Below are 10,424 nucleotides of genomic sequence, written 5' to 3'. Positions count from 1 at the left end.
GGTCAGTAACATCCCCGTTAAACAAAATCCTAGCCAAGTCTTTTGTAGGTGCGTCAGCCTGGCATTGGACTTTAGCTTTCCCAGGGCTGCATCTAAATCAGTGACAAACGATTTTATAAAGTGTGCCGGCTCGTACATCAACATGGTGTTGAAATACGTGGCAGTTTACACTGATTAGCTTACCCGTTTTCCGGCTGTATTTCTAAGCTTAAAAACTTGAACATCGAGTTACAGTCCCCGCGAAATGGTTGCGCGGGTCAAGGCGGTACTGCGCCGATTGCAGCCCCAAGCGGATAATGATGAGCATCATGTTCAATTGTTAACTCTGGATGCCAACAGTTTTCGGGTATTGGCCGCAGGGCATGAAATCGAACTGACCTCAGTGGAATTCCAACTGCAGCAAGTGTTATACCGGCAACCCGGCCGCATCTTTTCCCGGTCTAAATTGATGGACCAGATATATCAGGATCAGCGTATTGTTTCGGACCGCACTATCGACAGTCACATCAAAAAATTGAGAAAAAAACTGGCCGAACTGTTACCCGGCCAGGAGCTGATCCATTCGGTCTATGGCGCCGGTTATCGCTATGATCCGCAACGGGATAGCGATCAGTTGAAGCTCGATCATTCTGCCTAAGGCAAGGAATAGATAAGCGTTAATTTGCACACTGTTTCCTTAATTGCTCCAAATTGTTTGCGCTTTTCGTGGTTAAAGTAGATCTCGAAAACGGAAAAACGCCGTTTGATGATCCTTAATCAATTGAGAGACTTAACATGAACAAAAAAATCATCACCATCATCGCACTGGCCTTAGCCTTTCCTTTAACTGTAGCCGCATTTCCCGGCGGCCATGACGGAGGCCGCCACCAGGGCAATAAAGTGGAACGTCTGGCCAAACAGCTGGATTTAAACGCCGAGCAAAAAAGTAAATTGGAAGTGATCTTCAAAGAACAGCAGGAAAAACGTGAGGCGCTTCGTCAGGAAAGCCGTTTGCGTATGCAGGAAGTGTTAACTGCCGAGCAGATGACCAAGTTGGATGCCATAAAAAAAGACCACCAGGAAAAATGGCAAAAACGTCATGAGGAAAGGAAAAACCAAAAACAAAACGAAAGCCAAAAGTAAACCCGCTTTGGTTGGAAGCGGCTGTTGTTGTCCAGGGAGGGACTTAGCCGCTAAACACCCAGATAAATCTTTTGAGGTAGATAACTATGAACAGTCTAAACCACAAAATCATGCTCCTTGTTGGTGTGCTGATGTTATTCGGCCAACAAACCGTCATGGCAGATAACCGGCCGTCTTCGCATCGGAACGCCCAGATCAACCGTGTGCACAACGCGCCTCTGCGTAAACCCCAGGTTGGGCATCGTTTCGACAGCCGCCGCAATAGGCCGGCACCCGCCTACAGGTACTATTACAAGCCCAGTTACCGGGTCAATCATTTTCCTCGCAGACATAACCGAGCTTTTGTTAATGCCCGCCGAAGATTTCTTTTCTGACGGTTTCTTTTATCGGCCATCCAGTGGCAGCAATGTCATTGTCGATGTGCCGATTGGCGCGGAGAACCTTATTACGTGTCGACAATACTTTTTAGCGCAGCCATCCCAGATGTTGTACCGGATCCGGGCTACGGTTAAAGACGCTGATTTGCGCAATACATTAATGTTATGCGCGCTACTGATTACTCCTTGCCGCTTTGCCGAATGCCCCAGAAGACCAGACCGACCAGGGCAAGAACGACTACGCCAATCAGGTAGTCCTGGAGTAAAAGTTCTTTTGGCTGCCCGTAAGTCTTGGCGACTAGGGTTCCGGAAGTCGTCGTCACAGTTGGCGTAGCGGATGGCAGCGTTGCGGTGTCCGTTGTTTGTTTATGTTTTGTAATGTCGGCATCCGGATAAACCATAAACCGCGCTACACCATCACGGAAAGACCAATCAATATCATGGTTTTCGGAGAGGGTTATCATTACATTTTCAGGCGGAATACCTGGATTAACCGCCAGATTTTCCACCACTTTTTTATAAAACGCCTGTTTTGATTCGTTTGAGCGGCCAGCACGCATCACCAAATGCATCATCACTCGGTCACCATCACGGCCTTGAAGCTGTAATTGCTCCGAATCGAGCTGATGAATAATCTGATAACGGTCATCCTGTGGGAAACCCATGGTTTCAATGACAGCTGAGTTGATGCCGTCACCAACCGCTTTAATGTATTCGGGCGATTTGCCTGAAAGTATCGAAATGTTAACGAGTGGCATGCTAATCCTGTGTTCTGGTGAATATTGTTAATGGGTCGGTTAACTTGCTATTAGTCGAGCGAAGTGTCGACTCATAAATTAATTGCGGGGCCAAGGGAGGCCGAAGACCAAATGTCTACTGATCAGTTTCTTCAACAAGCCGTTCGCTCTCATCGCTGCGTGCTGCGATTACCGCTTTGCGCAACCGCAGCAGAGTGGCTTCAAGAGTCGCGATATCTTCTGGGGAATAATCATTAAATATCCGATAAATGAATGCCAGATGCTCGGGAAAAGTGCGTTGGTATAAGGCCTTTCCCGCCTCCGTTAGTTGTACAATCTGACTGCGGCCGTCCGTTTCCGAGGCAACACGTTGAACCAGTCCTTTATCCTCCAACCGGCTGATTACGCCGGTCAACGTGCCTTTAGTAATTAAGGTTTTCTCACCCAGTATCTTGAAGTTCATACCGGCCGTAGTGCCTAAGGTGATGATAATATCGAATTGCGGCAGCGTCAGATCCAGGGTGTGAACATGACTGGCTGCATAAGATAAGAAAGTCTGGTGTGTGCGTAATAACTCTCGTAGAGCAGTCGGAAATGTTGATGCGGAGTCCATAGTGTCAATATTAATTGTTTTAATTAGTACCAAATAATAGCCCTAACGAGAATTAACCTCAAGGTTTTTAATATTATTTGAAGCAGCTCGTTAAATGCATGATCGCGGGCAGACCATTTTAACCTTCAGATGACCAATCCATGGGTTCATTGATCGGATAATTTAGGGGGATTCAGTCATTTTCGGCAAGACTTGCCGACCCTTCGACTCAAGTCGAATAGTATCCACCATCCATTAAACAGGTGAATCATGATCACTGACAAGTTCATAACTAATTGATAAATAAATAGTAGTTTTATAAACGCCCTTAGGAAATCCAGATAAAAAGCAGCGCCTATAAAAAAATAGTTCCTATTAGAACAAATAATAGTACTAATCAGAACCAAATCCGCTAAACTATAGCCATACCTAGCGATTGACTTGAATCTTTCTTATTCAGGCTCATTAATCGTTACGTAGAAATACTTTATTTATCAATTGTGAGGCTTACCCCATGAACACATTCAAAAAAATTCTGCTTTCTTCTGTCATGGCCATATCTATGGCGGCTATCTCATCAACGGCTTCTGCGGTAGCAAATCCATCTTATGAAAATGTTAAAGCGGCTATCGAAAATACCATGGCTAAAGTCGATGAGACCATTGCTGCGCTGAACAATGGCGCTGACAACGAAGTTGTGGCGGAAATGATCAGCGATGCCCGCCAATTGCAAAAAGATATTGCTAATAACGTGCTTGACCTAAAACGCAACCAAGCCAGCAATGTGTTGAAGCAAGCGCGTACAGCGGTCAAAAATAACGAACTGGAAGCCGCTAAAGAATCGTTAACTGATGCGGCAAACCGGTATAAAGAAATTCAACAGCTTTATGCCGCGAATCACTAAGCTTTAAAGGTAGCGGCGCCGTTTGGCAAACCACTTTAAACGACGCTGCAAACCAAACCCTTATTCGAGTTTTCGAGTAAGGGTTTTTTTACCGTCTTTCATACCGCTATTTGGTTTTCGTAAAAATTACTATAATATTCTGATTAATATCAATAATTCACTACAGAATAATAAGTTTATGAAAAACATACTGGTTGTATTTACCGGCGGAACTATCGGTTCTGTTGCCACTGACGGCACCATCAATACAGCAGACAGCGCATCATTCAAATTGATTCAGCTGTTTCAACAGCATGACGAAAATTACCGGAAAATCCATTTCGACACCATCCAGCCCCTGCAGGTTTTAAGCGAGAACCTTGCGCCCTGCGCATGGACATCCATCATTACCGCCATAGAAGCCGCCCGGCCCGAGCAATACGACGGCATCATCATGACTCACGGCACCGATACCTTGGCTTATACGGCTTGCGCGTTGAGCTTTTATTTTCATGCCACCCGGATTCCGATGCTGCTGGTTGCCAGCGATTATCCGCTGGATCATCCCCAAGCCAACGGAGTTGAAAACTTTATCTGTGCGGTTGAATTTATCCTGCAAATAAACCGCCCCGGAGTTTTTGTTCCCTATCGAAACCAACAGCAAACGACCCAAGTGCATCAAGGCACTCGCCTGACCTGTTCCTTACAGTTAAGCGGCGATTTTTTCAGCGTTCAGGCTAAGAGTTACCTGCATTTTGAAAACCGGCAGTTTTCATTATTGAATCCGCCAGCAAAAAAATCGCTACCCCATAATACGCCGTTAAAAGCCGATTTTTCCGAGCGCATCTTGATGATAAAACCCTATCCCGGGCTGGATTATGCCAATTTTAACCTGGAAAATGTCGATGCCGTTTTGCATGATTTATATCACTCCGGCACCGCCTGCGCATCCTTGCAATGGGGCGAAAACTATTCGTTAGTCGCATTTATCGAACGCTGCAAACAACAAGGCATCAGCGTTTATCTGGCTCCGGCGATTAAATCAGCGGACGCTTACCAAAGCACCCGGGCGTTAATCGAACAAGGCGCTGAAATCATCTGGAATATGTCGATTGAAGCCGCTTATGTGAAACTGCTGCTGGCTTACGGCAATTTTAATGATAAGCAGGAAATCATGGCTTTTATGATCGAAGATATTGCCGGTGAACACCTCTGCTAAAACAGTAATAGCTCACTCAGCAATAAAATGGTGCTGATAATCTTCCATGGCTCGCCTGATCACTTCATGCGCTTCTTCCCGTCCGTAAACATTGGTTATTTCGCAGGAGCTCTTTTCGCTAGGCAGCTGCTTATAGGTCAGAAAATAATGTTTCAGCCGGTTGATATAAGACTCCGGACAGTCTGATACGTCATTCCATTGCCGATAAAACTCGTCACCTTTCATGACCGCAATAATCTTGTCGTCGGCTTCGCCGCCATCCAACAAACGAAAACCGCCGATCGGTATCGCCTGTAAAAGAATGTCGCCATGCGTCACACTGCGTTCACTCAAAACGCAAATATCCAGCGGGTCGCCATCGCCCTTGGCAACCGTTTTACCGGATTTTATTGCGGCATATTCGGCAACCCTGTCTGCGCAATAGGTTTGCGGAATAAACCCGTACAACGTAGGCACGGTATTGGAAAACTTTTGCGGTCGGTCGATTTTAAGATAGCCGGTTTCTTTATCGATTTCGTATTTGACGGTATCCGACGGGACTATCTCGATGAAGGCCGTAACGATGTCCGGCGTATGGTTGCCCGGACTGATGCCGTGCCAGGGGTGCGCTTTGTATTGTATATTCATAGGTGAGAGTTAATTTTCCTTAAAAATAACCGGTTAAAAAATTAAACCGATAAAAAAGACGAAAGGCAAAAGGCGAAAAAACCTTGCACCTATAAATCCGTGCCTCATTAAACAGAAATCGGCGCCTTGATATGGTCGTACGTCTGGTAATCGACGATTTCAAAATCTTCATAGTGATAATCGAATATCGATTCCGGCCTGCGTTTTATGGTTAATGTCGGCAATGCATAAGGCTTGCGGCTCAATTGCAAGTTAGCCTGCTGCTGATGATTCAGGTAAAGGTGCACGTCGCCACCCGTCCAGACAAAATCGCCCACGGCCAAATCGCACTGCTGAGCGACCATGTGCGTCAATAAGGCATAACTGGCTATATTGAACGGCAAACCCAAAAACGTGTCGCAGCTGCGCTGATAGAGCTGACAGGACAGCTTGCCATCGGCCACATAGAACTGAAAAAACGCATGACAGGGAGATAAAGCCATTTTTCCTAGCGCCACATTCTGCTGCGGGCTGATGCTTTCATCCGGCAAATCCGCGACATTCCAGGCGGAAACGATAATCCGGCGGCTGTTGGGCGTTGTTTTAAGCTGTTCGATCACTTGCTGAATCTGGTCGATATGCCGACCGTCGGCTGTCGGCCATGAGCGCCATTGATGGCCGTACACGGGGCCTAAATCGCCGTTTTGATCCGCCCATTCATTCCAGATGTTGACATTATGCTGATGCAAAAAATTCAGGTTAGTCTCGCCTTTTAAAAACCAAAGCAATTCATAAATAATTGATTTTAAATGTATTTTTTTTGTTGTCACCAATGGAAAGCCTTCCGCCAGCGGAAAGCGCATCTGATGACCGAAAATAGACAGCGTGCCGCTACCGGTTCTGTCGCCTTTCAGGCTGCCTTCGGTGATAATTTTATCGAGTAATTCTAAATATGGCTTCATTCGTTATTTGACTATCGGTTTTTTTTAACAAAATTGACGGACATTTTGAAACTATGGCATACGGGAGTGCAGGGTTTGTCTACGCCGGCAAGCAACATGATAACGACATAGCCTTTTAATTGTTAGTAACTCATTTCATTCAGAAGTTTGATGAAGTTCCGCTTGGGTTTAAAGCGGACGCGCAACTCGGCCAAATAATCGCCGAACTCACGATTGCGCTTTTGGGCATTCATTATTTCCCCAACCTTACGAATCAGCTTTGCCGCATCGGCATAAGCCACATTGTTGGTTTGATCGACAATGGACGGGATTATTCGCTTATAAAGGATGAGAGCATCATTCGGACGCGTCGATTCCAATTTACCGGCCAACGCTATCATCAGCCCCTGATTGCAATTGCCTGCATGTAGTGCCGTCCAGGCGGCATCGAGATCATTCTCCCACAAAGCGATTTCTGCCCGCAGGGAATAATCGGGTATTGAGGGTTTCGGTTTCCAGCGGGTTGTAAAAGCGGCTTGATCGGTAATGACTTCAGCAACCCGCGCCAAAGCGCGCTGACGCTGTTCGGGCCAAACGCCAAGTTGCCCGGCAACGCTATGCAGTTTTTTATATTGTTCCAGCGACGCCCGTTCCTCGAACTGCACCCAAGTCAATTGCAAAGCTTCATCGTTGCGCTGGCGTTGCAGATAGGCCGCCACCAGAAAGTCCCGCAGCCGGTTATCCTTCGCGTTGGGGAAAGCTTGCAGCCCGCGTTCAGCCCAATCCAGCGCCTTATCGTCCTGCCCGGCTTTGGTCCATATTTCGGCGATTGCCAGATAGTGGTAAGGCAACGACAAATCGCGCGACTTGATCGCTACCAGTTCTTCCACATCGCCGCTCTCCCGAGCCAGCGATTCCATGAGGTATGTGAGCCGGGAGCGACGCGAGTCATAAGCGTCGTTGCTATGCCGTGGCTTGATCTTGGCCCACTCGGCTTCGGCCAACTCCCGATAACGCTGAACACCTTCCTCGCCAAGCGCATCTCGATAAGTCGAAGCATCGAAACTGCAAATTTCGAAAGACGGTTTCATTTCTAAGTGAAACAGTCGTTCTGCGAGTGCTTGCGGCTCAGGCTTTGCCAACTCGCAGGCACGAAGATGCAAATCGCCGAGTGTTGCCACGATATCCCCAACCTCACCGTTTGAATCATCGATCTGTTCCAAAGAGTCTTCCAAGCGTTTGATGGCGTATTCGGCCAGCTCGATCAACAGCTCGGCGCTGTCCGGCGCAAGCAATTCTTCCAGCAATTCCACGACTTGATCGAGATTAGACGCAAAGTCGCCGGATTCCCGCCAGTCGATAAAGCCGTGGATGCGTGTTGCCTGATCTATCGCTTTACGGAAGACATTGACTACGTCAGTTCCCGCTACGGCGCGCTCAGCCTTGAACAATAAGGATTGATATAAGCGATCATCGCGCTCGGCGGTGTCCAATAACAACTCAACCAATACTTCCGGCGTTTGTGTGTTCAAATAATCCCGGATATCGCGCCACGGATCGCGGCGTTGTTCTTTAGCGGAGACAGCACCGCCGGATTCTTTCCGCCCGGAAAGCCAAGCTAAGCCCAGCGCCACACAATGCTTGCAGAAATAACCTTCCGCCGCACGCGGACAAGTGCAGTCGTAGCCGAGACTGCCATCATCGTCCCACAACTCGACCCGATAGGTTTCCGTGCCTTCAACGCGGGCGCTGATTTTGTCGCCGGTATCGCGAAGCGGTCCCACCGAGCCAACGGAAAAATAGGCTTCGCCGCGTTGAAAAGCCGTCTCACCGGCCAAGTTTTCGAGATTTTTCTCAGTAATTAGTTTATCAAGCATGGTCAATTCTCAAATTGTTATTCCGGGTGCCGATTAGCAAGCTAACCAAAAAACCATCTGCGTTATATTTTAAATTTATACGGCATTACTCCTCCGCCAACAAACCCCGCAAATTATTCATCGCCGTCGCCGCAATTTGCCCTTGCAGATTGATATTGTCGATAATCTCCAACACGGTGCGGGTATCAACAATCGCCTTCACATTGGGATTAACGGCTTTCAAATCATAAACCGCCGCATCAATATCAGTCGCCTTGGTTTGCGCTTCGCGGACGGCTTTTTCCTTGGCTTTAATCGCTTCTTCAACAGCCGATATTTTTTCCTTGTCAGCCTTATCCTTTTTCAGTGCTTTCAAATCTTCTTTCAGCGGCAGCAATGCTTCGGTGAGATTTTTAACTTCTTCCAGAAACGGCAGCATATCCGCTTGAGCCTTTGCACGGCGGGCGGCAAAGTCTACCGTCCAGGAAAAATCGCTATCCGCTTCGGACGTCCCGTGTTTAGCAAGCAACCTTGCTATCGAAGGAAAGGGCTTACCCTGGTTATCCTCCTGTTCCAGCCAGCCAGCCAGCGGTTAATGGCCTCGGCAAATCGGCATTATCTAAAATGTCGCCTTGCTTATCAAAGCCGAAATACGCCAACGTCGTAGGTGTTTTCTTGCCGACTTTAATTTGCGACAAATCGTAATACCAAATGCGTTCGGTTTTCTTGCCCTTGGTAAAAAACAGCAAATTGGTTTTAACACCGGCCCCCGCCGTTGAAAACACACCGCCGGGCAAACTAACGATACACCACAAATCGCATTCATCGACCAGCTTGCGCTTAGTCTCGACAAAAGCGCTTTCATTGGTGCGAAACAACAAGCCTTCATCCAGCACAATGCCGCAACGCCCGCCTGCTTTGCCGTCCATCGGCATTTTCAGGTCGGCTAGAATATGTTGCAAAAACAAAACCTGAGTCGAGCTGGTTTCAAAACTGTAATTCTTTTGCGCATCCGTGCCTTCCTTGCCGCCAAACGGTGGATTGGTCAGAATCACATCGAAAGTGGCCGGAGCTTGCTCAAACAATCCGGCATAGGTAGGCCGGTTAGTCAGCGTATTGCCGTGCCACAAATTCGGTTGATCTATGCCGTGCAGAATCAAATTGGCTAAGGCGATAGGAAAAACCAGGTTCTCTTTTTCCCTGCCGAAAAAGGTATCGTGTTTCAGAACATCCAACGTCGTAGCGGCGGGCGCATTGCCCAGGTTCCGGTTGATATGCTCAAACGCCACCGCCAAAAACCCGCCGGTGCCGCAACAAGGATCGTAAACCGTTTCCCCGGCTTGCGGATTAAGAATATGCACCATGCCCCGAATTACCTCGCGCGGCGTAAAAAACTGGCCGCCGTCGGAGTTTTTCTCGCCCATTTTTAGCAGCAAATCTTCATAGACTTGTGACAATGTAAAAAAGTGGGTGTCGTCTATATGATCGATATGGATTTCATGCACCTTGTCGAGAATATCGCGCAGATTGGTTTCGCTATCGACCCGCACTTTTTCCACCGCCGTCATAATCCGGCCAATCACTCGCTGTTTACGGCTGGCATTGCTATTGGGCAACTGGGTGTTAGGATCGACATCCAGACTGTGCAAATGCGGCAGCAGCTCGTTATTGATAAACTCGAACAGCTTGCCGTCGCCCGCCGCGTACAGTTCCTTGCGCTTCCAGCCGATAGCCTGTTCTTCCGTATCATCTTTATCGGCAAACGGCGCGGCCCAATCCTGCCAACGGTACGGCGCAGTCAAGGCCGGTGCATAGTCGTTGCCCAAAGCTTCGGCTTCTTCCCGCGCCTTTTGCTCTTGCGCATCCAGAATGCGCAAAAACAGAATCCAGGTTAATTCCGGTACATACTGCAAGGCGCTGGCGCAATTGGAACGACGCATCACATCGCAAATGGCTTTAACAAAGGCTATGTCATCGTTAAATATTGAAAATTCCCCAGAGCAGCATTGAGTAGGGTTTCCGGCGTGAGTTGGCAGTGTTGTTCAAAAGCCCGTCGCCAGCCCAGGTAGTTTGGCAAGTATTTGGTAGCTA

At 47.9% G+C, this 10,424-nt stretch carries 12 protein-coding genes and 1 pseudogene; 5 read left to right on the top strand and 8 right to left on the bottom strand.

Going from position 1 to position 10,424, the window contains the following annotated elements; genetic code table 11:
- Nucleotides 1-244 precede the first annotated feature (244 nt).
- The 3 genes from RW114_RS18495 to RW114_RS18485 all read left to right on the top strand — a co-directional run bounded on the left by RW114_RS18495 (nucleotide 245) and on the right by RW114_RS18485 (nucleotide 1,496).
- Nucleotides 245-637, top strand: coding sequence for a winged helix-turn-helix domain-containing protein (locus RW114_RS18495; protein WP_340124228.1), 393 nt, complete (start codon nucleotides 245-247; stop codon nucleotides 635-637).
- Between the two features lie 137 nt (nucleotides 638-774).
- On the top strand, nucleotides 775-1,122 hold the full coding sequence (locus RW114_RS18490) for a Spy/CpxP family protein refolding chaperone (protein WP_340124227.1): 348 nt from the start codon (nucleotides 775-777) through the stop codon (nucleotides 1,120-1,122).
- An 86-nt stretch (nucleotides 1,123-1,208) separates the two neighbouring features.
- Nucleotides 1,209-1,496 carry a hypothetical protein gene (locus tag RW114_RS18485; RefSeq protein ID WP_340124226.1) on the top strand — a complete coding sequence of 96 codons (288 nt, stop codon included), beginning with the start codon at nucleotides 1,209-1,211 and terminating at the stop codon, nucleotides 1,494-1,496.
- A 182-nt stretch (nucleotides 1,497-1,678) separates the two neighbouring features.
- On the opposite strand, the gene RW114_RS18480 is transcribed toward RW114_RS18485, so the two are convergent.
- On the bottom strand, nucleotides 1,679-2,257 hold the full coding sequence (locus RW114_RS18480; protein WP_340124225.1) for a tautomerase family protein: 579 nt from the start codon (nucleotides 2,255-2,257) through the stop codon (nucleotides 1,679-1,681).
- Nucleotides 2,258-2,372: 115 nt separating this feature from the next.
- A complete protein-coding gene (locus tag RW114_RS18475; RefSeq protein ID WP_340124224.1) occupies nucleotides 2,373-2,849 on the bottom strand; it encodes a MarR family winged helix-turn-helix transcriptional regulator in 477 nt (158 codons plus the stop codon).
- A gap of 493 nt (nucleotides 2,850-3,342) precedes the next feature.
- Between RW114_RS18475 and RW114_RS18470 the strand changes: the two genes are divergently transcribed.
- Both RW114_RS18470 and RW114_RS18465 read left to right on the top strand, forming a co-directional pair.
- Nucleotides 3,343-3,732, top strand: a complete 390-nt coding sequence (locus RW114_RS18470; protein ID WP_340124223.1) for a hypothetical protein — start codon at nucleotides 3,343-3,345, stop codon at nucleotides 3,730-3,732.
- A gap of 178 nt (nucleotides 3,733-3,910) precedes the next feature.
- Nucleotides 3,911-4,930, top strand: a complete 1,020-nt coding sequence (locus tag RW114_RS18465; RefSeq protein ID WP_340124222.1) for an asparaginase — start codon at nucleotides 3,911-3,913, stop codon at nucleotides 4,928-4,930.
- A gap of 12 nt (nucleotides 4,931-4,942) precedes the next feature.
- On the opposite strand, the gene RW114_RS18460 is transcribed toward RW114_RS18465, so the two are convergent.
- From RW114_RS18460 to RW114_RS18435, 6 genes and pseudogenes are all read right to left on the bottom strand, one after another.
- Nucleotides 4,943-5,557 (bottom strand): inorganic pyrophosphatase, encoded by a 615-nt coding sequence (locus tag RW114_RS18460; protein ID WP_340124221.1) that lies wholly within the window; start codon nucleotides 5,555-5,557, stop codon nucleotides 4,943-4,945.
- A 107-nt stretch (nucleotides 5,558-5,664) separates the two neighbouring features.
- Nucleotides 5,665-6,498: a thymidylate synthase gene (thyA, locus tag RW114_RS18455; RefSeq protein ID WP_340124220.1), complete on the bottom strand. Its 834-nt coding sequence runs from the start codon at nucleotides 6,496-6,498 to the stop codon at nucleotides 5,665-5,667.
- A 122-nt stretch (nucleotides 6,499-6,620) separates the two neighbouring features.
- Nucleotides 6,621-8,354 carry an SWIM zinc finger family protein gene (locus RW114_RS18450; protein ID WP_340124219.1) on the bottom strand — a complete coding sequence of 578 codons (1,734 nt, stop codon included), beginning with the start codon at nucleotides 8,352-8,354 and terminating at the stop codon, nucleotides 6,621-6,623.
- 85 nt (nucleotides 8,355-8,439) lie between these two features.
- Complete coding sequence (locus tag RW114_RS18445) at nucleotides 8,440-8,862, bottom strand: hypothetical protein (protein WP_340124218.1); 423 nt, start codon at nucleotides 8,860-8,862, stop codon at nucleotides 8,440-8,442.
- A 31-nt stretch (nucleotides 8,863-8,893) separates the two neighbouring features.
- Nucleotides 8,894-10,285, bottom strand: coding sequence for a class I SAM-dependent DNA methyltransferase (locus tag RW114_RS18440; protein WP_479687040.1), 1,392 nt, complete (start codon nucleotides 10,283-10,285; stop codon nucleotides 8,894-8,896).
- A gap of 14 nt (nucleotides 10,286-10,299) precedes the next feature.
- Nucleotides 10,300-10,424, bottom strand: a pseudogene (locus tag RW114_RS18435) (IS1595 family transposase); the annotation flags it as partial.

It is taken from the genome of Methylobacter svalbardensis, assembly GCF_037671525.1.
Taxonomy (GTDB): domain Bacteria; phylum Pseudomonadota; class Gammaproteobacteria; order Methylococcales; family Methylomonadaceae; genus Methylobacter_A; species Methylobacter_A svalbardensis.
Note: the sequence above shows the minus strand (reverse complement) of the source record. Positions and strands in the feature narration are given on the sequence as shown.

Bases quoted from the DNA above. Each gene is read 5' to 3' on its own strand.
- RW114_RS18450 (WP_340124219.1), bottom strand. From the start codon at position 8,354: ATGCTTGATAAACTAATTACTGAGAAAAATCTCGAAAACTTGGCCGGT.
- RW114_RS18485 (WP_340124226.1), top strand. From the start codon at position 1,209: ATGAACAGTCTAAACCACAAAATCATGCTCCTTGTTGGTGTGCTGATG.
- RW114_RS18480 (WP_340124225.1), bottom strand. From the start codon at position 2,257: ATGCCACTCGTTAACATTTCGATACTTTCAGGCAAATCGCCCGAATAC.
- RW114_RS18490 (WP_340124227.1), top strand. From the start codon at position 775: ATGAACAAAAAAATCATCACCATCATCGCACTGGCCTTAGCCTTTCCT.
- RW114_RS18465 (WP_340124222.1), top strand. From the start codon at position 3,911: ATGAAAAACATACTGGTTGTATTTACCGGCGGAACTATCGGTTCTGTT.
- RW114_RS18475 (WP_340124224.1), bottom strand. From the start codon at position 2,849: ATGGACTCCGCATCAACATTTCCGACTGCTCTACGAGAGTTATTACGC.
- RW114_RS18460 (WP_340124221.1), bottom strand. From the start codon at position 5,557: ATGAATATACAATACAAAGCGCACCCCTGGCACGGCATCAGTCCGGGC.
- RW114_RS18470 (WP_340124223.1), top strand. From the start codon at position 3,343: ATGAACACATTCAAAAAAATTCTGCTTTCTTCTGTCATGGCCATATCT.
- thyA (WP_340124220.1), bottom strand. From the start codon at position 6,498: ATGAAGCCATATTTAGAATTACTCGATAAAATTATCACCGAAGGCAGC.
- RW114_RS18495 (WP_340124228.1), top strand. From the start codon at position 245: ATGGTTGCGCGGGTCAAGGCGGTACTGCGCCGATTGCAGCCCCAAGCG.